This window comes from Acetobacterium malicum subsp. dehalogenans DSM 11527, from assembly GCF_000472665.1.
Taxonomy (GTDB): Bacteria; Bacillota; Clostridia; order Eubacteriales; family Eubacteriaceae; genus Acetobacterium; species Acetobacterium malicum.
In genome coordinates this window covers 51,462-76,871 of record NZ_AXAC01000017.1, presented here as the reverse complement: position 1 = coordinate 76,871, position 25,410 = coordinate 51,462, and the positions used below count along the sequence as shown (strand labels likewise).

The following is a 25,410-nucleotide window of genomic DNA, read 5'->3' as shown; positions in this document are numbered from 1 at the left end:
TGTTGCCTAAAAAATACGGCCATATCCCAAATCTCCGGGGATGTGGCTTTTTTAATTTGAAAATGGAAGAATATGGTCGGTTAAAGATCGAAAATGAAACGCATTTTAAATGTGTAAACAAAGACAAATCGTAAAAAAATCACAGGAATTATCAAGGTTTCGTAAACCTTTGCAGAAGTTGGCAAAAAATATTTTACAAAGACCTTAATTTGAGCTTTAGATGATAAAGTTCTGTTGTAAAATCAGAATGATTATGATATGATAGCCCTGTCGATACATATATATACAAGTTGACAAAATACGAATTTTTCCTGTTGAAAAATCAGTGATAATAACATACACTGGTTAAAGAAAATTGACCGGGGAAACGATAATGGAGGAAAACATTATGGCTTTTAATATTGCAGTTGCAGGTAAAGGTGGCGTTGGTAAAACAAGTCTTACCGGTATGCTTATTGAATATTTAGTTGCAGAAGGTCTGGGTCCTATTTTAGCAGTAGATGCGGACGCCAATGCAAACCTCAACGAAGTGCTGGGGGAAGAGGTGGATCTTTCCATCGGGGAGATCAAAGAAGAAGTAAATCGGGCTGAAATGGAAGGTGTTCCACTGCCTCCTGGTGTGACCAAAACAGACTTCTTAAGACTCCGTTTAAATCAGGCGGTTGCTGAAGGAAATGGTTATGATCTGCTGGTTATGGGTCGCAGCCAGGGAGCCGGTTGTTACTGTTACGTTAACGGAATTTTGAAAACCCAAATTGATATGCTGGCAACAAATTATCAATACATCATCGTCGATAACGAAGCTGGGATGGAACATCTAAGCCGGGGTACCCTTGGTAAAATTGATATGCTGATTCTTGTCAGTGACTGTTCCCGTCGTGGAATTCAGGCGGTTGGCCGAATTAAAGAGCTGGTTAGCGAACTTAAACTAAAAGTACCGGTGATCAAACTGATCGTCAACCGGGCACCTGATGGTGTTTTAAACGAAGGAACCGCCGAAGAAATCAAAAATCAGGGTCTTGACCTGATTGGTGTCGTGCCATTGGATCAAAATGTTTTTGAATATGACGCTTATGGTAAACCACTGGTTCAGCTACCCGCTGATTCACCAGCCAAGGTTGCCTTAAGAGATATTGTCAATAAATTGGAAATTATCAAAAACGGCAAAAAATAGATAAAATAGATTTTAAATAACAAACGGGGCTGGTATCCAGCCCTTTTAGACGGAAACTGCGGAAAAGGGGAGATTGTTATATGAAAAAGGTACGATTTAATATCAAAGGAAAAAGAACGGTTGATTTAATTGCAAGCGATGGAGAGAACTTACTGGAAGCAGCCAGAAGAGCCGGTGTCATGATTGACTCACCATGCAGCGGGAATGCGACCTGCGGTAAATGTAAGGTGAAAATTGGATCGGGTCAGGTTAAAACTGAAAAAACCAGACATATTTCTGAGGAAGAAATGGCCAACGGGATCGTTCTTTCCTGTAATGCAACCATCATTGAAGATATCGAGGTGGAAGTACCAGATTTAGCATCTTCTTTTGTAAACGAAATGCAGATCACCGACCTGTCAAATAACGAAAATAAGAACATCAAATACGTTCGCAAGAAAATGATTAAGGAAGGCATGACCAATGCCAGTCGGCTCTGGTCAGAGATCATTCAATTGCCATGCCCGAGCATTGAGGATAATAGTGCCGATGAAGATCGGCTAAAACTTTATTTTAAACAGAATTTAGGTTATGAAGATATCGCCATCAGTTTGAATGTGATCAAAAAATTGCCGGATGCTTTTAGAAAAAATGATTTTTTAATTGAAGTTGTCTATTTGAAACGACGGGAAGTGGCCGAAATTCTCGATGTCAAACCAGCTATCGGCGAAAAGTCGGTGCTTTATGGCATCGCGCTGGACATCGGAACAACTTCTGTATCAGCCTGTCTGGTGGATATGAATACCAATGAGATTTTAACAAAAGCTTCCATGGGTAATGCCCAGGTTAAATACGGGGCTGATGTTATCAACCGCATTGTCTATTCTGAAAAGCCTGGCGGATTAGAAAACCTTCGCCATGCCATCGTTGATGAGAGTATTAATAATCTGATCGAGAAGATGGTCAAGACTGTCGGTATCAACAAAGAAGATATTTATGAAGTTTGTGCCGCGGGAAATACCACCATGAATCACCTGTTATTGGGATTAAATCCCGATTATTTAAGACGTGAGCCATTTATCCCGGCCATCAATGACATTCCCGAAATGAAATGTGCCGAGTTGGGGATCAATGTTAATCCGGAAGGAAAAATATATCTGGCCCCATCGGTCGCCAGCTACGTTGGCGGCGATATTACTGCCGGCGTCTTTGCCGTACCGGTATGGATGCGGGAAGACTTTACGATGCTGGTAGATCTGGGAACAAACGGCGAAATTGTCTTTGGCAACAAAGATTTTCTGATGACCTGTGCCTGTTCGGCCGGACCGGCTTTTGAAGGCGGAGAAATCAGCTGTGGTACAAGGGCCGTGCCGGGCGCCATTGAACAAGTCACCATCAATGAAGAAGATTTAAGACCTTTTTATAATACCATTGGTCATGTCAGCCCAGTGGGAATCTGTGGATCGGGGATTATCGACTTAATTTGTGAAATGAAGCGAACCGGTATTATTAATGGCAAGGGTCGAATGGAACGGGATCTTGATCATCCCCGGATCAAATTTGATGAATACGGAATTGGCCAATACTATCTCTATTCCAAAGAATTGGATAATGGCTCAAAAGATATCTATATTACTGAAATTGATATCGACAGCTTTATCAAAGCCAAAGGAGCTGTTTTCTCGGCCATTTATATTTTGATGGAAAGCCTGGATATGCCCATCGACGTCCTGGAAAACATTTATGTTGCCGGGGGCATCGGGACCAATCTGGATATCACCAACGCCATAGCCCTGGGAATGCTGCCAGATATCCCAGTGGAAAAATATTATTATATTGGCAATAGCTCGATGCAGGGATGCTATCTGGCCTTGACCCTCAGTGAGGGAAAAGACAAGATTCGGGAAATATCACAAAATATGACATACATGGAATTAAGCGTTCACCCGACCTATATGGATGAATTCATCTCGGCATGCTTTATTCCTCATACCAATATGAATTTATTTCCCTCGTTAGAAAGCTAACATGGAAAACTAAAATAGGAGATTTTGAATGGAAAATACGTTACGGGATGAAACCGCAATTGAAGAGAAAAGAAAAGATAAAATACCCTATGAACACTATAAGGGTTTATTAAAAGACCACGATCCCCATATGATCGCCGAAAACAGCACCTGTCCCTACAACGAAGCAGGCAGTTATTTTACCGCTACCCTGATGGGTACCCCTTACAAGGTTGCTTATCCTCAAGGTGATGTAACGGATATGGCTGGACAGGATTTTGATAACTATAAACTGAAAACCATGATTTTACGTTATCTGATTAATGCCAAAGGGGTTAAGGCCACCGGTGAAAATATTGCCTATCGCGATGTTTCAGGTGGAAATATTTATTATCCCTGTTTTGAGGGACGCTGTCTAAAACGTTTTGCCTTTACCTTTAACTATAATCTTGACGGTTTGAAAAAAGCCATGGCCGTTCTGGATGCTGAACCCCAAAAAATCGGGGATCTGTCGTGGCGTTTTGAAGTCATTAATAATATGTTTATGACGGTTATTCTATGGATTGGTGACGATGAATTCCCGCCGGAAGCACAAATATTGTTTGACGCCAATTTCCCCAGTGCCTTCAGTGCCGAGGATATGGCGGTGATGGGTGATATTTTCATTCCAGCACTCAAAGAACTCAGCAAGAAATAATGAAACAATCGAAAATACTTGATATTGATCCCCATTTTTCGGAAAGCAGTTATATCATCAATCGTGATTTATTTAAAAATTATGATCCTTTTGAGATGAGCCAAAAATCTTTTTGCCCCTACGATCCGAAAAATGGGCGGTTTGAAATAACCGTCCTGGAAGAAACTTATTTTGTTGAATATCCCAGCGGCGTTGTTCTCAATGCCCAGGGACAGGAATTTGATAATTATTCTGTCAAAATTTTTATACTAAGATACTTAATGAATGCCAACGGGAAAGACACTACGGGTCAATGGATCAGCTTCAAAGAATTCCCGGATGGTCCCTTATATTATTCCAATTTTCATAAACGCTGCATCCAGGTTTTCGCACAAATCGGTAATGAAATGCCGGAACATCTTAAAAATTATATGAGTTTTCAAAAAGCCGTAACCTATGGCAAAGGAGATCTTTCCTGGCAGTTCACGGTGACACCCGGAGTTGATATCGTCTGGATTTTATGGTTTGGGGATGATGAGTTTGAAGCAGAGGCCCAGATACTATTTGATAAAAAATTAACAGACATCTTCAACATTAAAGATTTAGCAATTTTAGGAGATGTTTTAATGATTTCGTTGAAAACCTTTACTTTCTCTTTAGACTCTAAAAAAAATTAGGATAAATTTTAGAAAAATGCCGAAAATTAATTGACAAACTTTTAACTAATATAGTACAATCTGTGTATACTTATATATACAGGTAAAAAGCTGTAGAATATGTAATGGTTTTAATTTGGTTTTAAAGTGTGAAGCTTTGAAATAAATATTTTGAAAAAAGGTAACAGGTTAGGAGGAAACAAAAAAATGCCATACAAAAAAGTGGAACAAAAATTTAGTGGCAAGATCAACGTATGCGAGTTAGGTGTAGGAGATGCAGCTATCAGCATAGGTGGAGAAAACTCATTACCATTTTTAGGTACTGAAGGATTCAAGACCGCAGTTGGAATCGCAATCTCAGACACCACCGATGAGTGGGCAGATTGCTTTGGAACAATTTACGGTGATGATCTTAAAAATCCAGCAGCTTTAGCAAAAGCAGCAGTAGAAAAATCAGGTGCTGATTTCTTGTTAATTAAACTTGAAAGTGCAGATCCAAACGGCGCTGATGCATCAGTTGCAAACTGTGTTGCAACAGCTGTAGCAGTAGAAGCTGCAATCAACGTACCTTTAGTTGTAGAAGGATGTAAAAACGCCGAAAAAGATGCGAAGTTATTAGAAGAAGTAGCTAAAGCGCTTGAAGGAAAAAATGTTGTTTTATTCTCTGCAGTAGAAGATAATTACAAAACAATTGGTGCTGCTGGTGGAATGGCTTACGGTCAAAAAGTAGCCGCTGAATCTTCAGTAGATATCAACCTGGCAAAACAATTAAATATCTTATTAACACAATTGGGTGTTAAGAGCAAAGACATTATCATGGATGTTGGATCAGCAGCTGTAGGCTACGGCTTTGAGTATGTTGCTTCAACCATGGATCGTATTCGACTGGCCGGCCTGGGTCAAAACGATGAATCCTTACAAATGCCAATTATGACAAACATTTCTGGCGAAGCATGGGGCGTTAAAGAAGCCGTTTCCACAATTGAAGATGCACCAGAATGGGGCGATCAAGAAGCGCGTGGGATTGGTATGGAAGTATCGACAGCAGCAGCTTGTGTTGTTGGCGGATCAAACGCAATCGTTGTAAGACATCCAGAATCAGCTAAAACTATTAAAGCTTTAGTTGCTGGATTAGTAGGTTAGGAAAGGAAGGCGAATACAAATGGCAGTAAAAGGTTTAGATATTTTCAAACTCACTCCTAAGTCAAACTGTAAAGAGTGTGGTTTCCCAACATGTATGGCTTTCTCAATGAAAGCAGCTACCGGTGGAGTTCCCATCGAAAAATGTCCTTATATTTCAGAAGAATCCAAAGAATTATTATCAGAAGCAACAGCTCCACCAATGAAAACAATCAAAGTTGGTTCTGGCGAAACTGAAAAAGCTCTTGGTGGCGAAACTGTTTTATTCAGACATGAAAAAACATTAGTTAACAAAAACTTATTTGCAGTTGAATTATCAGATGCAATGAGTGATGCTGATGTTGATGCTGCATGTGCTAAACTTGAAAAAGTTAAATATGAACGAATTAGTGAACCAATGTTTGTTGAAGTTGTTGCAGTTCGTTTTGCAGCTGACAAAGACAAATTTGTTGCTCTTGTTAAAAAAGTAGCTGATTGTGGCAAAATTCCAATGATCGTTACAGTTGATGCTGAAGTAGCAAAAGCAGCGGTTGCAGTTGCAGGCGCAAAAGCGATTATCATGGGTGCAACCAAAGATAACGCGGCAGCAATGGTAGAAGTAGCTAAAGCTGCAGATGCTGTTCTTGGTGTTTCTGCAGATAGTATTGAAGCACTACACGATTTAGTTGAAGAAATCGAAAAATTAGGATACAAAAACCTTGTATTAAATGTCGGCGAAGCTTCCATCAAAGAAGCTTATGCTAACGCAGTTGATATTCGTACTGCAGCTATTAAAGGAAATGACCGTACTTTCGGATATCCTTCAGTAGTATTTACAAACAAATTAGCACCAGGCAACATTAACCTGCAAATTGCTTTGGCTTCTGCTTTCGTTCTTCGTTACGGTTCAATCATCGTAATGGATGAAGTAGATTTCAATGCAGCATTACCACTGTTTGGTTTAAGACAAAATATCTTTACAGATCCTCAAAAACCAATGCGTGTTGAACCTAAGGTTTATGAATTCAACAAACCAACCGGTAAAGATCCAGTTCTTGTAACAGTTGACTTCGCATTATCTTACTTTGTTGTTGCTGGTGAAATTGAACGATCTAAAGTTCCTGCTTACCTGGCAATTCCAGATGCTGGTGGTTACTCAGTTCTTACTGCCTGGGCTGCTGGTAAATTTGGTTCTTCAGTTATTGCTAACTTCATTAAAGAAGCTGATGTTGCCAGCATTACTACCTCTCGTAAGTTAATCTTACCAGGTAAAGTTGCTGTACTTCAAGGCGATTTAGCTGAATTACTGCCTGAATGGGAAGTAATCGTTGGACCAAACGAAGCAATGCAATTACCTAAGTTCTTAAGAGATATGCAAGCATAATATCAATCTGTGTCCGGGGTTATTCCCGGACACACCTAAACATTTTTTCAATTTGAAAGGGGAACAATATGTCAAAATTCATGGTTATTGGTGAAAGAATTCACTGTATTTCTCCAGCAATTCGTCAGGCATTTGCAGATAGAAATCCAGAACCAATTCTTTTAAGAGCAAAAGAACAATTAGATGCTGGTGCAGACTACTTAGATTTAAACATCGGACCTGCTGAAAGAGGCGGCGAAGAATTAATGCAATGGGGTGTTAAATTACTCCAGGAAAACTTTGATAATGTGCCAATCGCATTGGATACAGCGAACATGAAAGCAATTGAAGCTGGTATTCAGGTTTATAACCGATCAAAAGGAAAACCAATCGTAAACTCTGCTGATGCCGGCGACCGTATTGAATATGTGGATTTAGCAGCAGCTAATGACGCCATGGTAATCGCTCTTTGCTCAGGAGATGGCGTACCAGCTAATAATGACGAACGTATTATGTACTGTTCACAATTATTAGAACGTGGTATGGAACGTGGCATGGAGCCAACTGATTTATGGTTTGACCCATTATTCATCGTTATCAAAGGAATGCAAGATCAATTAGTTGATATTTTAGAAGCAATCCAAATGATTACTGACATGGGCTTGTTAACAACTGGCGGATTAAGTAACGTATCTAACGGTGCGCCAAAACATATTCGTCCATTATTAGACTCAGCAACTGTGGCTATGGCAATGAAATGTGGATTCAGTTCTGCAATCGTTAATCCATGTGACCGACGATTAATGGAAACTATCGTAGCTTGCGATATTATCAAAAATAATATCCTTTATGCAGATTCAGTTTTCGAGTTTTAATTAGAATACCTTTTTAAATCAATAAAACAGGTATTTGAAAATACTCAATAAAAAAAGCCCCCGACCACACTTCATCACTTGCCGCACAAGATAAGATGAAGGTCAGGAGCAAACAACTATGTATAATGTATCACTCACCTACATTGTATAACATTTAACAATGTTTGTAAAGGGAATTCTGACTATTTTTTTCAATATGACGAAACTTTTTACAAATACGTAAAAAATAACTTTTATACGAAACGGGTGCGTTGATATAAATTATAAAATTTAGAGAGGTAGAAAAAATATGAGCAATGAAGTTTTGAATTATGATAAGATTGCTGAAGCATCTCTAGCGAAAGCTCAAAGAGATGGCGCAGAAACAATGTGGGATCGTCGTGCAGCCCAAAAAACCCAATGTGGTTTTGGAGAAGCAGGGGTATGTTGTAGAATTTGTACAATGGGTCCATGTCGAGTTAGTCCAGTTCCTGGAAAAGGTGCTGAAAGAGGTATTTGTGGAGCGAATGCTGACACAATTGTAGCCAGAAACTTCGCTAGAATGTGTGCCGCCGGAACTTCTGCCCATTCAGATCATGCCCGTGATATCGTTCATGCATTACATCATTCAAAAGCCGAAGGTCCTTACAAAGTTCGTGACGAAGCTAAATTGCGACGAATCGCAGCAGAATGGGAAATTGCTGATGCTGACACCAAAGAAACCTATGCACTGGCTCACGAATTAGCATTAATGGCATTAGAAGAATTTGGAAAACCTTTTGGTACCCAACGTTTCTTAAAAAGAGCTCCAAAAGCCCGTCAGGAAGTCTGGGCAAGAGAAAACATTGCACCACGTGCGATCGATATGGAAGTAACTACTTTAATGCATTCAACACATATGGGTTGTGCAGCTGATTACGAAAGTCTTTTCCGACGTGGGATGAGAACGAGCATGTCAGATGGTTGGGGCGGATCAATGATCGGTACCGAATTCTCTGATATCTTATATGGTACCCCAACTGCTCGTGCTTCATCTTCTAACTTAGGTGTTATTGATGCTGAAATGGTAAACATCATGGTTCATGGTCATGATCCAAACCTTTCCGAAATGGTTGTTCTAGCAGCTCAAAACCCAGAAATGGTCGAATTAGCTAAATCTAAAGGTGCCAAAGGCATTAACATCGTTGGGATGTGTTGTACTGGTAATGAAATGACCATGCGTCATGGTATCAAAATTGCCGGTAACTTCTACCAACAGGAAATGGCAATCATTACTGGTGCGATTGAAGCCGTTGTCGTTGACGTTCAATGTATCTTCCCAGCACTGCCAGAACTTGCTAAAACATATCATACCCGATTTGTTAGTACCTCACCAAAAGCTAAAATCGCTGGTGATATCTTCATCGAATTCTCAGAAGCAACTGGTTTAGACAATGCAGCTGAAATTGTTAAATTGGCAGTCGAAAACTTCTCAAATCGGGATGCTTCAAAAGTAGAAATTCCAGATATCAAACAAGACACCATGGTTGGATACTCAGTAGAAACCATTATCGAACATTTAGATGCAGTTGTTAACTCTCAATTAGAAGATGAACTGGGAACCGTTAAACCATTAACCGATGTTATCTATGCAGGCGTTATCCGTGGTGCTGCTGGTGTAGTTGGTTGTAATAATCCAAAACAACAACATGACTATGCTCATATTACTGTTATGGAAGAACTGATCAAACGTGACGTCATCTGCGTTGTTACCGGTTGTGCTGCTCAAGCCGCTGCCAAAGCTGGTTTATTAACATTAGAAGCAAAAGACAAATGTGGTCGTGGTCTTAAAGAAGTTTGCGAACGTGTAAACATTCCACCAGTTCTTCATATGGGTTCTTGTGTAGATATCAGCCGTATCCTGCATATTGTAAACTTATGTGCTGACCAACGAGGCGTTGACCCTGCATTATTACCAGTTGTTGGGATTGCACCAGAATGGATGTCAGAAAAAGCCGTTGCTATCGCTAACTACGTAGTTGGTTCTGGTATCAATACTTATCTGGGCGTTATTCCACCAGTTTTAGGTGGACCTAACTTTACAAAATTAATGACCGAAGATTGCCATGAATTTATCGGCGCACATTTCGTATTTGAAAAAGATCCAATCGTTATGGTTGACAAAATCATGGAAGACATGGAAGCGAAACGAACTGCTTTAGGTATCTAATTAATAAAAGATAGACAGGTGATAAAATGAAGATAGCATTAACAGGAAAAGGCGGGGTTGGAAAAACAACCATCTCCGCAAGCTTAAGCCGATATTTTGCCGATGAAGGATATAATGTATTAACAGTTGATGCTGATCCCGATGCCAATCTTGGTCTTGCCTTGGGCATGACCGAGGAAATGATTGACAGTATTGTTCCCATTTCCGAAATGAAAGACATGATAGAAGAGCGAACAGCTGCCGATACCGGTTCTTTTGGATCAATGTTTAGAATGAATCCGGAGGTTGCTGATATTCCCGAGCGTTATGCCAAAGAGTTTAATGGGGTCAAGCTTCTAACGATGGGAACCGTCGACACCGGAGGATCCGGTTGCGTCTGTCCAGAGCATGTTTTGCTGAAGATGTTAATGAGCCATCTGGTTTTATACCAAAAAGATGTGGTGATCATGGACATGGAAGCTGGCATTGAGCATTTGGGTCGAGGTACGGCCGGAGCAGTCGATGCCTTTATTGTTGTTGTCGAACCGGGAGTTCGTAGTATTCAGACGTTCCATAAGGTTAAATCCATGGCAATGGATATCGGTGTCAAACAGGTTTATGTTATTGGAAATAAAATCCGCAATGACGGAGATATCGCCTTTCTTACCGAAAAAATCGGAGCTGAAAACATCATTGGTTTCTTAAGTTACCGCGATGCCATCTCTGAATCTGATCGCAACAATCAATCGCCCTATGACGATCCGGTCATGAAGGAAGACATTGCTGTTTTAGGCAAAAAAATTCTGGCGATTGTCGAAGAAAAAAAGAAATAAATAATTTAGAAAGCAAGATAAACCAACAAAAATCTAATGTTAATTGAACGAATCTAAGGAGGAAAAAGTCCATATGAATATGAATCTTTTTGATATTATTTACGACGGTCAAGCCCAGTACCTTCAACGTGCTGAAGAAATGGTTGCCAAAGTCGTTGCTGAAAAGGGAAAAGAAACACCAGTGAAATTCCCAGGAACTGCTTATGCTTTACCTTGCATCTATGCAATCACAGGTAAAAAAATCACCAATGTAGGTGAACTGGAAGATGCATTGGCACTGGCGAAAGAAAAAATTCACCGTACCAATTACCTGCAAGACGCTTTAGATGCTGGTACTGCAGCTGCAATGTGTGCAGAAATTATTGAAGCAATTAAATATGTGTATGAAGAACTTCCATATGAAGGTCGTCACGTAGAAGATTTAAACACAACTGATGTTCGTTACTTAGGCCATATTACTGATGCTGAAGTACGTAACTTCGGTGTGCCACTGGTAACTGACGACATCCCAGGTGTTGCCGTTATTATTGGGGAAGCCAAAGATGCTGAAACTTTAGCCGGAATCGTAAAAGATTACCAGGGCAAAGGTTTATTAACCTTCATGGTTGGTAAAGTCATTGACCAGGCTATTGAACAAAAAATCAAAATGGGTATTGACCTTCGTGTTATTCCTTTGGGATACGAAATCGAATCTGTTATCCACGTTGTATCGGTTGCGATCCGTGCCAGCTTAATCTTTGGTGCGACACCTCCTGGCGACTTCCTGGCTCACCGTACTTATACCAAAAACCGTGTAAAAGCGTTTGTTAACGTATTTGGACCATGGGATAACAAAATTATCGCTGCTGGTGCTGCTGCCATCGAATTGGGCTTCCCAGCTGTTACCGAAACATTCATTAATGAAGTACCAACCTTATTATTACACCAACCAGATAACAGCAAAGTTGTTGCCACTTCTTTAGAAGCCCGTAACATCAAAATCAAAGTTACCGAAATTGACTGTCCAGTTGCTGTTTCTTCAGCTTTCGAAGGTGAACGTGTTCGTAAAGATACCATGTTTGCTGAATTTGGCGGAAACAAAACTGAATGTTGGGAACTTGTTACAACTGGCGATTTAGCCGAAATGGAAGACCACAAAATTACCGTGGTTGGACCTGACATCGACGACGCGATGTTCGCTGGCAAAGACGTTGTTCGTCTGCCAATGGGTGTTGTTGTTAAAGTTGCTGGTAAAGCAATGCAGAAAGACTTTGAAACTGTACTTGAAAGACGTATCCATTACTTCACAAACTATATTGAAGGTGCAATGCATGTTGGCCAAAGAAACATTGCCTGGATCCGTTTAACTAAAGAAGCATTTGAAAAAGGCTTCCGTTTAAAACATATCGGCGAAGTTTTATACGCAAAAATGCGTTCTGACTTTGACAAAGTTGTTGATAAATGTGAAGTAACCATCTACACTAATGCAGAAGATGTAAAACGTCTTGGCGAAGAAATGGTTAAACCAATCTATGCTGAACGTGATGAAAGATTGGGCGCTCTGACAGATGAAAGTGTTGATGAATTCTACACCTGTTTATTATGTCAATCATTTGCTCCTAGCCACGTTTGTGTTGTAACACCAGAACGTTTAGGTCTTTGTGGTGCTGTTTCCTGGTTGGATGCTAAAGCTACTAAAGAACTTGATCCAATGGGACCAAACCAACCAATCGTTAAAGGTGAAGCTATCGACGCACGTTTAGGTCGTTGGGATTCTGTAAATGAAGTAGTTGCCAGAGATTCACAAGGTGCTGTTGAATCAGTTACACTTTACTCTATCCTTGAAGATCCAATGACTTCTTGTGGTTGTTTCGAATGTATCTGTGGTATTATGCCAGAAGCTAACGGTGTTGTTATTGTAAACCGTGAGTTCGGTGATACTTCACCAGTTGGTATGACTTTCGGTGAATTGGCTTCTATGACCGGTGGTGGGGTTCAAACTCCAGGCTTCATGGGTCATGGTCGATTCCTGATCGGTTCTAAAAAATTCATGTCAGCTGAAGGCGGTTTATCTCGAATCGTTTGGATGCCAAAAGAATTAAAAGACGATGTAGCAGAACGTTTAAATAAAGCTGTATTTGAAATGACCGGTATTGAAAACTTCGCAGACATGGTTTGTGATGAAACAATCGCCAGTGATTCAGAAGCAGTATTAGAATTCTTAGAATCAAAAGGACATCCAGCATTAGCTATGGATCCAATTATGTAATTAATTTTTGACCTGAGTCAAAAATAATAACATGCCTGAAGGCAGAACACAGACGTGTTCTGCCTTTTTTTCTAAACAAATGTAAAAGTCAAACCAGTTTAGAATAATTCAAAATAAACTATAGTTTTATTAAGCAAAAAGTGCTATAATCATAACAAAATTTAGAACAACAGGAGGAAATAATATGTGCAACAATAAAGAGCTTCACAGTCATGGCGAACACCACGACCATGAAGAAGGTCATCCTCATAGCGGAGCCACAAGTCACGATCATCAACACGCCCATCCTCATGATAGTGAAGAAGGACATGAACATGCCCATGAACACAATCACGAACACGGCCACACCCATAGTCATGCCCATAGCGATGACCATGAACACGGCGGTGAACATACCCATGAAGCAGCGCATGAACATGATCATACCCACAAACATGCCCACCCCCACCCCCATAAACATGAACATCCTCATGGTCATGATGAACAGGAACATGGTCATGGCCACGAACACCCTCATGGCCACGCTCATCCCCACGGTCACGAACATCCCCACCCTCACGGACATTGTGGGAATCATGGCAAAAATGGAGCTGGCTGCTGTCACGGTGGCGATGTCGAAAATAAAGATATCGAAATCTTAGGCTTGTTGCTGGATCATTGGGTTGCCCATAATCAGGATCACGCCATGGAATACAATACCTGGGTTGAAAAAATGAATCGTCTGGGTAAAAATGATGTCGCCGAATCCCTGATTGAAGCGATCGCACTGATGAGTGAGGCCGATAAACATTTGGTTGAAGCAAAAAAAGAATTAAATTAATGACAAGGATCTGCGTTTCAAGTGTTATAATAACCTTGGAACGCAGGTTTCGTAAATCGTTACATAAAATAGAAATAAAATTGATGGGCGGTTGACATAAACCAACCGCCTGTGAATGTTATTTTACCAATGTCTGAAGGCATTGAATTTCTTTAGAAAAGGAAGTGTGTAATTGTTATGAGTTTAACAGATTTAATTTATGCTGGTTCGAATGCGGTTGCCGGATTAACGGAAGGCGCAGTCAATGACGCCATTGAAAAATATGGCGAAGGTCATACGGTCGGCTACCCGGATACAGCTTATTTTTTACCGATCATTTATGCGGCAACTGGGGTTAAAATTAAAACTCTGGGCGATCTGCCGGCAGCAGTGGGAATTCTTAAAAGTCTGATCACCAACAAAGAAGATTTGGGCGAAGCCTTAAACGCGGGACTGGCCACTGCCGTCGGCGCCGAAATTATTGAAGCGATCCGTTATCTTGATGGCGACCCCTATGCTAACGATGCCGGTATTGGTTTTGTCGCCGATCCCATCATTCGATCTTTGGGCGTGCCATTGGTAACTGGCGATATCCCCGGGATTGCCGTTCTATTAGGCGAATCTTCAGATCCAGCTGCATTGGCTGCGATAGTCAAAGATTATCAGGAAAAAGGTTTACTAACCTTTATGGTTGGTAATATTATCGAGCAAGCTTTAGAAGCCGGTGTGAAAATGGGACTGGACTATCGGGTCATCCCCCTGGGTCATGAAGTAACCTCGGTGATCCATGTGGTCTCGGTTGCAATTCGGGCCGCGCTGATTTTTGGTGGCATCGAACCGGGTAAATTAGCAGAGTTTTTAACTTACACCAAAGAACGGGTACCGGCTTTTGTCAATACCTTCGGCGAACTGAACGAAGTGATTGTCTCCGTTGGCGCTGGGGCCATAGCTTTAGGCTTCCCGGTCATCGCCGATGTCCCAGTGCCCGAAGTACCCGGTGCCTTAATGACTCAGGCTGATCACGCCAAAACCGTCGAGTTCTCGTTAGAAGCCCGGGAAATTAAAATTAAAGTGACCAAAATCGATGTCCCGGTTTCTGTGGCCTCCGCTTTTGAAGGTGAACGGGTCCGTAAAGATACCATGTTTGCTGAATTTGGCGGCAATAAAACGAAATGTTGGGAATTGGTCAAAGAAGCTGATTTAAGTGAAATAGAAGACCATAAAATTACCGTCGTAGGGCCAGAAATTGACGATGCCCAATTTGATGGCGCCGATGTGGTTCGCTTACCATTAGGAATACTAGTTGAAGTTGCCGGCAAGAGTATGCAAAAAGATTTTGAATCGGTACTCGAACGTCGCATACATTACTTTACCAACTACATCGACGGTGCTATGCATGTCGGCCAACGAAACATTGCCTGGATTCGCTTAACGAAAGAAGCGTATGAAAAAGGCTTCCGATTAAAACATATCGGCGAAGTTCTTTATGCTAAAATGCGGGCAGATTTTGACAATGTGGTCGATAAATGTCAGGTTACACTTTATACAAATTTGGAAGATGTTGAACGATTAGAAGAAGAAATGGTAAAACCAATCTACGCTAAACGAGACGAACGCTTAAATGCCCTGACCGATGAAAGTGTCGATACTTTCTACACCTGCACCCTCTGCCAATCCTTTGCGCCGAGCCATGTCTGTGTCGTAACACCGGAACGTCTAGGTTTATGTGGTGCGGTTTCCTGGTTGGACAGTAAAGCCACCAAGGAACTTGACCCGGCCGGACCATCTCAGCCAATCGAAAAAGGTGAGGCAGTAGATGCGAAAATTGGCATCTGGGAGGCTGTTAACAAAACTGTGGCAGCGGCATCGCAAGGGGCGGTTGAACGGGTAACCCTGTATTCAATTCTGGAAGATCCGATGACATCCTGTGGTTGTTTCGAGTGTATCTGCGGTATCATGCCAGAAGCAAACGGTGTGGTAATCGTCAACCGTGAGTTTAGTGAAATTTCGCCAGTGGGAATGACGTTTGGCGAATTGGCATCGATGACTGGCGGCGGGGTTCAGACCCCGGGCTTTATGGGTCATGGACGTCACTTTATCGGTTCTAAAAAATTCATGTCAGCTGAAGGCGGTTTAACCCGAATTGTCTGGATGCCAAAAGAATTAAAGGACGACGTCGCGGAACGGTTAAACAAAGCCGCATTCGAATTAACCGGAATCGAAAACTTTGTTGACATGGTCTGTGACGAAACCATTGCCACTGACTCCGAAGCAGTTTTGGAGTTCCTGGAAGCAAAGGGTCATCCAGCCCTATCGATGGATCCGATTATGTAGTTTATGGTCCAAATTAAGAATAAACGGTTATAATAAAAAGCAGTCGCCCCTTAGCTTGTGTTAAGGGGCGGACTGTGTTAAAATAGCCTCAATTAAAAGAAAGGAGACTGAGAACATGTGTGAATCTTCAGCTTATATGCTTACTCCTGAAGGAGAAACAAAGATAATGGACTATGTTGTTGATATCGTTCCAAACGACGATGGCAGCTTAACCTTGTCTGACTTATTGGGTGGTACAAAAATTGTTCAAGGCAAACTCAAAGAAGTGAAACTTCTTAACCACAAAATTATTATTGAAGGAACAACGGTTTAGCCAATGAACATTGTAGTGCTAGATGGTATGGGAGGAGGCATTGGATCTCGAATTGTTGGTATTCTGAAAGATGAAATACCGCCATATATTGAAATATATGGATTGGGAACCAATGCTCTGGCCACTGCGGCCATGTTAAAAAAAGGAGCCAATAAGGGCGCTACCGGCGAAAATGCGATTGCCGTTACTGTTAAGAAAGCTGATTTCATTATCGGTTCGATTGCGATGACGATTCCAAACTCGATGATGGGAGAAGTCACACCGAAGATGGTCGAAGCCATTGGCAATAGTGATGGATTAAAAATCTATATTCCGATTCTGCCCGAAAATCACCATATTGTTTCACTGGAAGAAAAACCATTATTACTCCAGATTCGTGAAGCAGTGTCTTTGATTAAAAAAGAGCTTAATTTAGGAGAAGTTTAGATGGATGCTAAATTAAATATGGACAAGGAAGCAGATATTTTAAAGGTGTTTCTGGCCCATTGGATCAATCACACCGGCGACCATATCGAAGGTTATCGGGAGTGGGCCGAAAAGTTAAAGGGAACTTCAAAAGATAATGTATCCCAGGAAATTTTTATGGCAATTGATAAAATGCGGGAAGCGCAAAAGAAGATCCTGGAAGCGAAGTTACGCTTCTGACGATTGGCGGCGTTGTTAAGACCGGTACTTTATAAAATCAATAAAACCCATGCTTGAAAGCAGGACTTTTTTGTTCTGTTTTTTTTCGTATTATTGAAGAAGCTGTTCAGCAAAAGAACGGTCATTAATAAAGACGTGGTGCGAATGATGAGTTCCGGGAAAAATGAAAATTTTTCCCGGGATTTTTTTATAAAAAGATATGTGGATTTTTCGAGATGGTGTATAATAAAGCTATGACAAAGATAAAGAAGGTTATTAAAAATGCGAATAAAAGATAAAAAGCGTTTTATTATTGCATGTGGCGGGTTGGCAGCAATTCTGATTCTGATTATTGTGGTTTTAACCATTGGTTTTTGGCATCGCAACGAAGTCGAGACAGAAGCTGACAGCGCGAAGAATTCACAGACCCCAACAGCACAGACGACAATGACGACCAAAGAAACGGATACTGCGACCACCACTCAACCAGCTGTAACCGAACAGCCAGCCGCAACAGAAAGCAAGGAAGAAATAAAAGCCACCACAGCAGCAAATACAGGCGGCACCGACAGTATTACAACACTGGTGAACAAGAACCACAGTATCTCAGCCAGTTATGTGCCCGGCGATCTGGTGACGGTTGATTTGCCATCGACCCGGGATACCCAGTTGCGAAGCGTTGCTGCTGAAGGACTGACAAAGCTGTTTGCTGCGGCCGAGGGGGCCGGACATGAACTATACTGCTGCTCCGGCTATCGTTCTTATGAAACCCAGTCCGAACTGTACGCCTGGAATGTCGATACCTATGGAGTCGATGGCGCTGAGCTGGTTAGTGCCCGGCCGGGAATGAGCGAGCACCAATTGGGCTTAGCCATGGATGTAACCAGTGCGGCAGTCGGTTTTGATCTGCTGGAAAGTTTTGGATCAACCTCAGAAGGGCAGTTCATCAAAGAAAACGCTCATAAGTACGGGTTTATTGTCCGGTATCCGCAGGGTAAAACCGACATCACCGGTTATGCCTATGAACCCTGGCATCTGCGCTATTTAGGTGTCGATGTGGCGACGGCGATTTACAACAGCGGCAAAACCATGGAAGAATACTATGGTACCAACTAAGCTGTTTTCCGAGACAAACAAGTCATATCAAAGGATATCTTTAGTGATATCCTTTTTACATGGGTTTTATCTGGTTTATCAGGCGCGTATCGAAAAAAACTATTTTCAAAAAAATGAATGTTTGATATAATAAGCAGAGTTCGTGCGCCCGTAGCTCAGGTGGATAGAGCAGTAGTTTCCTAAACTGCGTGCCGGAGGTTCGAATCCTCTCGGGTGCACCATTTAAAATGGACGGCGATGGCCGTTTTTTTTATTGGCTGAATTTGCGGTGGGAATCAAAACGCAATGTTTTGTAAATAATTGAATAAATAATATTAAATTGTTGCAAAGTATAACAACAAGGTTTATACTTCATAGAGTTATTAAGCTGAAGCAATATCTTTAGTCAGGGAGATGATGATGGAAAATTACAAGAAGTATTTAATTGTCTGCGGACTTCTGTTATTATTTGCATTGATTTCGCCAGTCATTATTGCCTGGATTAGTGTGATCCTTTCACCAATTATAACAACAGCAGGTGTGGTTGCAATTATTTTTATTGCGACGGTGATGATTGCCTGGTTTGGAAAAATAGGTCGCAAATAGACGGCGAACCAGTAAAGTAACAACAAAAATAAGATACATTGTGAATTAACAGGAGATAATTGACTAAGTTGAACGTACGATTAGTAGAAGAAAAAGATTATGCCCGGGTATTGGAAATTTTAAACGAGGCCATTGCCGCCCGAAAATTTACCGCCCAGCTTTCACCGGCGACCATGGCGATGCGAAAAGACTGGTTTATTCATCACTCGGCGCCCAGGCACCCAATGTTTGTGGCCGAAGTGGATGGTTACGTGGTGGGCTGGGTGACGCTCACCGAGTTTCGGGCTGGCCGGGAAGGATTCCGCTTTACGTCAGAGATCAGCTATTACCTCGACAGTCGCTTTCACCGCCAGGGCATTGGTTCCCTGTTGATGCAGCGGGCGATTGAGGCCGCCCGGGAAATTGGTTTTCGAAATCTGGTGGCAGTTGTTTTTGATACCAATTTCAGCAGCCGCAAGCTGGTTAAAAAGCATGGCTTCAGGTTGTGGGGCCACATGCCGGATGCGGTCGATATTGACGGGAAAACGATCGGCTGTGATTATTGGGGATTAAAAATAGAAAAATAGTAAATCCCGCTTGATTATTTCCAGCGTTGCTGATATAATTTTAATGTTGTTCAAAAGGCTATACGCCTTTTTTTATTTGGACGAAAGCAACAATAATCTGTCGGTCAGTTACAAAGAAAATCACGGATAATTATCAATGTTTTCATTGACAAAAATAAGGTTCTCGTGGTATTCTATGTTAGTGACTATGAAAATAGGGAACGTGTGCCTGCGTGTTCCTGCGGGTGTTGATATAAGGATGTAGGAGGTGCTGGAATGAGAGTAAAAGTTACTTTAGCATGTACAGAATGCAAGCAAAGAAATTACGATACCATGAAAAACAAGAAGAATAACCCTGATCGTTTAGAAGTGGATAAATATTGCAAGTTTTGCAAGAAGCATACACCACATAAAGAAACGAAATAATGGATAAAGAGGAATATCATGGCAACTAATAAGAAAACTAAAAATGCCAGTAGTAAACAAGGAAAAGAAAACACCCAACAACAGGCGCAAAAAACCGATGATAAGGCAGCAAACCTGGTAAAAGAGGAAAAGAAAACGCCTCAATCAACGGCAAAAAATGAGAAAAAACCACAAAAGAAGTCAAGCGAAAAAAGTAAGGAACCAAATATTTTTCAAAAGATGATCGGCTTTTTAAAAGGCGTACATCATGAACTGCGAAAAGTTACTTGGTTGACTAAAGAGGAATTGATTAAGAAATCCGGCGTTGTCGCTGGAATTGTTGGGATATTCACTTTGCTCGTTTGGGTTGTTGATTCAGGATTAGGTGCACTTGCCGCGTTATTTATGAACATTTAGGTAAGGGAGAACCATGGATACTAATCAACACGAACAGGCCCAATGGTTTGTTGCACATACCTATTCCGGTTACGAGAATAAGGTAAAAGCGAGCATTGAAGCCACAGTAGAAAACAGAAATATGGAGGACGTGATCCTTGAGGTTCAGGTTCCCGTACAAGAAGTAGTGGAAAGCAAAAACGGCAAAAAAGTCGTTAAAGAAAAGAAGCTATTTCCAGGTTATGTCATGATCAAAATGTTCATGACGGATGATTCATGGTATGTTGTCCGAAATACTCGTGGTGTTACCGGGTTTGTTGGTCCTGCTTCAAAACCTGTTCCGTTGTCCAAGGCTGAACTTAAGAGCATGGGCATTCGTCAGCAGCGTGTGGAAATCAGTATGCACGTTGGTGAAGAAGTGAAGGTAATTGAAGGACCACTTGAAGGTTTCACAGGAATTATTGAAGAAGTACATGCCGAGAAATCAAAGGTTAAGGTCAATGTTTCCATGTTTGGACGAGATACCCTCGCTGAACTGGGATTTGAACAAATAGAAAAAATAAACACTTAAGGAAAAAAACTATTCTTCATGCTACTCCATTAGGAGAAAAAATACTATAATAAAATGAAGGAGGTGTTAACATGGCAAAAAAAGTAATTGGTATGATTAAATTACAAATTCCTGCCGGTAAAGCAACACCAGCGCCACCAGTTGGACCTGCATTAGGTCAACATGGGGTTAATATTATGGGATTCTGTAAAGAATTCAACGCAAAAACTGCAAATGAAGCAGGGATGATTATTCCTGTTGTAATTACTGTTTATCAGGATCGATCTTACTCATTTATTACCAAAACTCCACCAGCTGCTGTTCTGTTAAAGAAAATTGCTGGTATTGAGTCTGGATCTGGCGTACCTAACAAAACCAAGGTAGCTAAGGTAACAACTGAACAATTAAGAGAAATCGCAACATTAAAAATGCCTGACTTAAATGCAGCATCTGTAGAATCAGCGATGAGAATGATCGCTGGAACCGCCCGTAGCATGGGTATCACAATCGAAGAATAATTTTAGAAGGTAGAAACACCTTAAGTGGGAGGGAAACCGCTATTACCACAAGGAGGCAAAGATGAAAAAAGGAAAAAAATATCAGGATTTGGTAAAAAGCTTTGATAAGCAAGAGTTATTCGAACTGGATGCAGCCATTGCACAGGTTAAGAAACTTGCAACAGCAAAGTTTGATGAAACCATTGAATTGCATGTTAAATTGGGTGTTGACTCACGTCATGCAGATCAACAGGTTCGTGGAGCAATCGTTCTGCCACATGGTACAGGAAAAACAGTTAAAGTTCTGGTTATCGCTAAAGGTGATAAACTGAAGGAAGCTGAAGAAGCCGGTGCTGATTTCTTTGGTGAAGACGATATTATCGATAAAATTCAAAAAGAAAACTGGTTTGATTTTGATGTAATGATTGCTACTCCAGATATGATGGGTAAAGTTGGTCGTTTAGGTCGAGTATTAGGGCCTAAAGGTTTAATGCCTAACCCAAAATCAGGAACTGTAACCATGGATGTTGCAAAAGCTGTTGCCGATACCAAAGCCGGTAAGGTTGAGTATCGTTTAGACAAAACCAATATTATTCATGTCATTATTGGAAAAGCATCTTTTACCGAAGAAGCTTTAAAAGAAAACATGATGGTCTTATTGGATACCGTCAAAAAAGCAAAACCAGCTGCTTCCAAGGGTCAATACTTTAGAAGTGTTACTCTGGCAAGTACCATGAGCCCTGGAGTTAAAGTCAACACAGGAAAAATCTAGGAGTCTATTGCTTCATTGAAGATAAACTTCGAAACGACTTGACATAGAAAATGACAAATGATACAATAGCATCGTTGTTAAAGACGCATTCATCCAAAGACAGTAGGTATGTAAATCCTACCGAGGTTGAAGAGAAAAAAGCTTAATGAATATGAGCTCTCTTCACGCTGTGGAGTGAGCTTTTTTGATACGATTTTATAAAGGAGGTGCAGATAATACATGCCAAAGATTGAAGTAAAACAAGTGATTGTACAAGAGATTGCCGGAAAACTTCGCAACGCTCAAACAGCGGTTCTCGTCGACTATCGTGGTTTGAATGTTGAAGAAGTGACTGAGTTACGTTCTCAGGCTCGCGCAGCAGGTATCGACTACAAGGTATATAAAAACTCAATGATGCGGTTCGCTGCTAAAGAAACCGGTTTTGAAGGTTTACTTGACGTTTTAGTTGGACCTACTGCAATTGCTTTCTGTGATACAGATCCAGTTGCGCCAGCAAAACTACTTAGCGAGTTTGCAAAAAAACATAAAGCTTTAGAAATTAAAGCAGGTATGGTTGATGGTAAGGTTTTAGACGTTCAAGGCGTCGCCGATCTAGCCGAATTACCACCACGAGAAGTACTGGTTGCCCAGGTTCTTGGTGGCTTAAACGCACCAATTTCAGGTTTTGTTAACGTACTTAACGGAAACATGCGTGGATTGGTTGTCGCACTAAACGCGATTGCAGAACAAAAACAAGCATAATTCGAAAGACAAATTAAATTAAAGAAAGAATATTTGGAGGTTTTATAAAATGGCAAGTGAAAAAGTAACACAATTAATTGAAGACGTAAAAGGTTTAACAGTATTAGAATTATCTGAACTGGTAAAAGCATTAGAAGAAGAATTCGGCGTTAGCGCTGCAGCTCCAATGGCTATGATGGCTGCTCCAGCTGCTGGTGGTGCTGCTGAAGAAGCAGAAGAACAAACTGAATTTGATGTAATTTTATCTGCTGCTGGCGATCAAAAAATCAAAGTTATCAAAGTTGTTCGTGAATTAACTGGCTTAGGCTTAAAAGAAGCAAAAGCATTAGTTGATGAAGCTCCAAAACCAATCAAAGAAGCAGCTACTAGAGAAGAAGCTGATGATATTAAAGCTAAAATTGAAGAAGTTGGCGGAAGCGTCGAAGTAAAATAATTACTCGATAACCACTAAAAATCACTTGCTTGCGCAGGTGATTTTTTTGTTTAACAGACGAAGTCTGAGAAAGAAGAACAATGGGAAAAAAACAGACAAATCAAGTCAAAGAAATCACACCCATGGCAGTGGATTTCCCCCAATGGTATACCGATGTTATCTCCAAAACAGAATTGGTGGATTATTCGCCGGTAAAAGGCTTTATGGTGATCAGACCCTATGGCTATGCGATTTGGGAACTGATCCAGGGCGCTTATGACAAACGCTTCAAAGAAACCGGTCATGAAAACATGTATTTTCCGCTTTTGATTCCAGAAAGCCTCTTAACCAAAGAAGCTGAACATGTCGAAGGGTTTGCCCCTGAGGTAGCCTGGGTAACCCATGGTGGCGGCAAAGAACTGGCTGAACGACTGGCAGTGCGCCCGACCTCAGAAACGATCATTTGCAGCATGTACTCAAAGTGGCTGAATTCTTACCGTCAACTCCCTTACTTGTATAATCAATGGTGTTCGGTAGTCAGGTGGGAAAAAACCACCCGACCATTTTTAAGAACTTCTGAGTTTTTATGGCAGGAAGGTCATACCCTTCATGAAACTCCAGAAGAAGCCCAGGAAGAAACCATGCAGATGCTGGGGATCTACCGGGAGATTGCGGAAAGTCACCTGGCCATGCCGATGGTAGTGGGTCGAAAAAGCGATAAAGAAAAATTCGCCGGAGCCGATGCAACCTATACCATGGAAGCACTGATGCATGATGGTCAGGCACTCCAATCAGGAACCTCCCATAATCTCGGTCAGCATTTCACCAAGGCCTTTGAAATTACTTATCTGGATCGCAATAATGAGCAATCCTTTCCGTTTCATACCTCCTGGGGCGTATCAACCCGGTTAATTGGTGGTATCATTATGGTTCATGGGGATGACAATGGCCTGGTTTTACCACCAAAAATTGCCCCGATCCAAGTGGTCGTCATTCCAGTAGCCCAACATAAAGAAGGGGTTCTGGATAAAGCCTGGGAAATCAGCAAAACGCTGGGAAAAGACTTTAGAGTTAAGGTCGATGATCTGGATGGCTATTCGCCGGGCTGGAAGTTTAACCAGTGGGAAATGAAGGGCGTGCCGATCCGTCTGGAAATCGGTCCTCGTGATATTGAGAATGGTCAATGTGTACTGGCCCGTCGCGATACTGGCGAAAAAATTCAGGTCAACCTGGATAATGTCGCCCAGGCGGTGGCCGACTTACTGACCGAAATTCAGGCGAACCTTTTTAATAAAGCCTTGAAAATGCGGGAAGACAAAACCTCAACCGCGGAAAACATTGATGAATTCAAAAGGAATTTAGCAGATAATCCCGGCTTTATCAAAGCTATGTGGTGTGGTGAGCGTAGTTGTGAAGATAAGATCAAGGAAGATACCGGGGCATCAATCCGTTGTATTCCTTTTGAAGATGAACAGGAAGTGTTGTACGAAGGTAAATGCGTATGTTGCGGCAAGCCGGCGCAAAAAATGGCTTACTTCGCCCGCGCTTATTAGAAAGAGTGAGCGTGTGAAGATGAGCAGCATTACAATGACTAACCTGGGATTTTTCTTGAATGAAGTCGAATTTTATGAACATATCCGGATGAAAAAAGGATCAAGACGGGCACTACCCATCGAACGGATTCTTGAGACCGCAAGAAACATTCCGAAACCGAAGGTTTTGTATCGGGTTTCCGAAGCGAAAATCATTGATGCTACCCACTTCACCCTGGATGGTGTCGAATTTGTCAGTGAAATTGGGGTCGAAAAAATTTCTCAAGCGACCTACGTTTTTCCGAATATCGTCACTGCCGGACCGGAAATCGAGAACTATTGCCTTTCCCGGGAAAATGTTCTGGATCAGTACATTATCATGGAGCTCTGCAATTTCGCCTGCGAATTTGCCAGAGAAGCCCTAATTCGCGATATTAAGAATCGCTATGGGGTGGAGATCAGGGATTGTATCTATCCCGGCGAAGACGGATTCCGGCTGGAATCCGGAAAAAGAATCTTTGAACTGTTTGAAAATGTCGAAGCTGAAATTGGTGTCACCGTTACCGAAATGGGTCTTACCACCCCCAGCCGGACAGCCTATGCAATTTATTTTGGATAGCATCGATTAGAGATGAATTAGTTATGATAAAAAAGAAAAGAGTCCGTGAAATTAAAAAAAATTCACGGACTCTT

General features: G+C 41.4%; 27 protein-coding genes, 1 tRNA gene and 1 other annotated feature. All 28 genes read left to right on the top strand.

Annotation, left to right across the window (positions count from 1 at the left end; genetic code table 11):
* The first annotated feature begins 388 nt into the window (after positions 1–388).
* Positions 389–1,174, top strand: coding sequence for an ATP-binding protein (locus tag A3KS_RS0108335; RefSeq protein WP_026394536.1), 786 nt, complete (start codon positions 389–391; stop codon positions 1,172–1,174).
* 80 nt (positions 1,175–1,254) lie between these two features.
* Entirely contained in the window at positions 1,255–3,180 is a 1,926-nt protein-coding gene (acsV, locus tag A3KS_RS0108330) for a corrinoid activation/regeneration protein AcsV (RefSeq protein ID WP_026394535.1), read from the top strand.
* Between the two features lie 28 nt (positions 3,181–3,208).
* Positions 3,209–3,856: a DUF3786 domain-containing protein gene (locus tag A3KS_RS0108325; protein ID WP_051355750.1), complete on the top strand. Its 648-nt coding sequence runs from the start codon at positions 3,209–3,211 to the stop codon at positions 3,854–3,856.
* Positions 3,856–4,512, top strand: coding sequence for a DUF3786 domain-containing protein (locus tag A3KS_RS0108320; RefSeq protein ID WP_026394533.1), 657 nt, complete (start codon positions 3,856–3,858; stop codon positions 4,510–4,512). Before A3KS_RS0108325 ends, A3KS_RS0108320 begins: the two co-directional genes overlap by 1 nt.
* A 186-nt stretch (positions 4,513–4,698) precedes the next feature.
* Positions 4,699–5,634, top strand: coding sequence for an acetyl-CoA decarbonylase/synthase complex subunit delta (acsD, locus tag A3KS_RS0108315; RefSeq protein WP_026394532.1), 936 nt, complete (start codon positions 4,699–4,701; stop codon positions 5,632–5,634).
* 19 nt (positions 5,635–5,653) lie between these two features.
* The gene (gene acsC / locus A3KS_RS0108310; protein ID WP_026394531.1) at positions 5,654–6,994 is read left to right on the top strand and encodes an acetyl-CoA decarbonylase/synthase complex subunit gamma; all 1,341 of its coding nucleotides are present in this window, start codon (positions 5,654–5,656) and stop codon (positions 6,992–6,994) included.
* Between the two features lie 68 nt (positions 6,995–7,062).
* Positions 7,063–7,848 (top strand): carbon monoxide dehydrogenase/acetyl-CoA synthase methytransferase subunit, encoded by a 786-nt coding sequence (gene acsE, locus A3KS_RS0108305; RefSeq protein WP_026394530.1) that lies wholly within the window; start codon positions 7,063–7,065, stop codon positions 7,846–7,848.
* A gap of 289 nt (positions 7,849–8,137) precedes the next feature.
* The gene (gene cooS, locus A3KS_RS0108300) at positions 8,138–10,036 is read left to right on the top strand and encodes an anaerobic carbon-monoxide dehydrogenase catalytic subunit (RefSeq protein ID WP_026394529.1); all 1,899 of its coding nucleotides are present in this window, start codon (positions 8,138–8,140) and stop codon (positions 10,034–10,036) included.
* A gap of 26 nt (positions 10,037–10,062) precedes the next feature.
* On the top strand, positions 10,063–10,848 hold the full coding sequence (locus A3KS_RS0108295; RefSeq protein ID WP_026394528.1) for an ATP-binding protein: 786 nt from the start codon (positions 10,063–10,065) through the stop codon (positions 10,846–10,848).
* A gap of 79 nt (positions 10,849–10,927) precedes the next feature.
* The gene (gene acsB / locus A3KS_RS0108290) at positions 10,928–13,096 is read left to right on the top strand and encodes an acetyl-CoA decarbonylase/synthase complex subunit alpha/beta (protein WP_026394527.1); all 2,169 of its coding nucleotides are present in this window, start codon (positions 10,928–10,930) and stop codon (positions 13,094–13,096) included.
* A 184-nt stretch (positions 13,097–13,280) separates the two neighbouring features.
* Positions 13,281–13,916 (top strand): DUF8180 domain-containing protein, encoded by a 636-nt coding sequence (locus A3KS_RS20595; RefSeq protein WP_051355749.1) that lies wholly within the window; start codon positions 13,281–13,283, stop codon positions 13,914–13,916.
* A gap of 177 nt (positions 13,917–14,093) precedes the next feature.
* Complete coding sequence (gene acsB / locus A3KS_RS0108280) at positions 14,094–16,229, top strand: acetyl-CoA decarbonylase/synthase complex subunit alpha/beta (RefSeq protein ID WP_026394526.1); 2,136 nt, start codon at positions 14,094–14,096, stop codon at positions 16,227–16,229.
* Between the two features lie 115 nt (positions 16,230–16,344).
* Entirely contained in the window at positions 16,345–16,542 is a 198-nt protein-coding gene (locus A3KS_RS0108275) for a CooT family nickel-binding protein (RefSeq protein ID WP_026394525.1), read from the top strand.
* 3 nt (positions 16,543–16,545) lie between these two features.
* Positions 16,546–16,968, top strand: a complete 423-nt coding sequence (locus tag A3KS_RS0108270) for a DUF3842 family protein (RefSeq protein WP_026394524.1) — start codon at positions 16,546–16,548, stop codon at positions 16,966–16,968.
* Positions 16,969–17,187 carry a DUF8180 domain-containing protein gene (locus tag A3KS_RS20590; protein ID WP_035355707.1) on the top strand — a complete coding sequence of 73 codons (219 nt, stop codon included), beginning with the start codon at positions 16,969–16,971 and terminating at the stop codon, positions 17,185–17,187.
* A gap of 261 nt (positions 17,188–17,448) precedes the next feature.
* Entirely contained in the window at positions 17,449–18,282 is an 834-nt protein-coding gene (locus A3KS_RS20585) for a M15 family metallopeptidase (RefSeq protein ID WP_051355748.1), read from the top strand.
* Between the two features lie 144 nt (positions 18,283–18,426).
* Positions 18,427–18,503: transfer RNA gene (locus A3KS_RS0108255), tRNA-Arg, on the top strand.
* 178 nt (positions 18,504–18,681) lie between these two features.
* Complete coding sequence (locus A3KS_RS0108250) at positions 18,682–18,867, top strand: hypothetical protein (protein WP_026394523.1); 186 nt, start codon at positions 18,682–18,684, stop codon at positions 18,865–18,867.
* Between the two features lie 68 nt (positions 18,868–18,935).
* Complete coding sequence (locus tag A3KS_RS0108245) at positions 18,936–19,433, top strand: GNAT family N-acetyltransferase (protein ID WP_026394522.1); 498 nt, start codon at positions 18,936–18,938, stop codon at positions 19,431–19,433.
* A 255-nt stretch (positions 19,434–19,688) separates the two neighbouring features.
* A complete protein-coding gene (gene rpmG, locus A3KS_RS0108240; protein ID WP_014355470.1) occupies positions 19,689–19,838 on the top strand; it encodes a 50S ribosomal protein L33 in 150 nt (49 codons plus the stop codon).
* 18 nt (positions 19,839–19,856) lie between these two features.
* Entirely contained in the window at positions 19,857–20,234 is a 378-nt protein-coding gene (gene secE, locus A3KS_RS0108235; protein WP_026394521.1) for a preprotein translocase subunit SecE, read from the top strand.
* 13 nt (positions 20,235–20,247) lie between these two features.
* Complete coding sequence (gene nusG, locus A3KS_RS0108230) at positions 20,248–20,784, top strand: transcription termination/antitermination protein NusG (protein WP_026394520.1); 537 nt, start codon at positions 20,248–20,250, stop codon at positions 20,782–20,784.
* 71 nt (positions 20,785–20,855) lie between these two features.
* Positions 20,856–21,281 carry a 50S ribosomal protein L11 gene (rplK, locus tag A3KS_RS0108225; RefSeq protein WP_026394519.1) on the top strand — a complete coding sequence of 142 codons (426 nt, stop codon included), beginning with the start codon at positions 20,856–20,858 and terminating at the stop codon, positions 21,279–21,281.
* A 61-nt stretch (positions 21,282–21,342) separates the two neighbouring features.
* Complete coding sequence (gene rplA / locus A3KS_RS0108220; protein ID WP_026394518.1) at positions 21,343–22,032, top strand: 50S ribosomal protein L1; 690 nt, start codon at positions 21,343–21,345, stop codon at positions 22,030–22,032.
* A 75-nt stretch (positions 22,033–22,107) separates the two neighbouring features.
* Positions 22,108–22,227 (top strand) — a sequence feature (ribosomal protein L10 leader region).
* 24 nt (positions 22,228–22,251) lie between these two features.
* Positions 22,252–22,773: a 50S ribosomal protein L10 gene (gene rplJ / locus A3KS_RS0108215; RefSeq protein WP_026394517.1), complete on the top strand. Its 522-nt coding sequence runs from the start codon at positions 22,252–22,254 to the stop codon at positions 22,771–22,773.
* 49 nt (positions 22,774–22,822) lie between these two features.
* Positions 22,823–23,206, top strand: coding sequence for a 50S ribosomal protein L7/L12 (gene rplL, locus A3KS_RS0108210; protein ID WP_026394516.1), 384 nt, complete (start codon positions 22,823–22,825; stop codon positions 23,204–23,206).
* A gap of 80 nt (positions 23,207–23,286) precedes the next feature.
* A complete protein-coding gene (proS, locus tag A3KS_RS0108205; protein WP_026394515.1) occupies positions 23,287–24,738 on the top strand; it encodes a proline--tRNA ligase in 1,452 nt (483 codons plus the stop codon).
* A 19-nt stretch (positions 24,739–24,757) separates the two neighbouring features.
* Positions 24,758–25,336, top strand: a complete 579-nt coding sequence (locus A3KS_RS0108200) for a hypothetical protein (protein WP_156913232.1) — start codon at positions 24,758–24,760, stop codon at positions 25,334–25,336.
* Positions 25,337–25,410 lie beyond the last annotated feature (74 nt).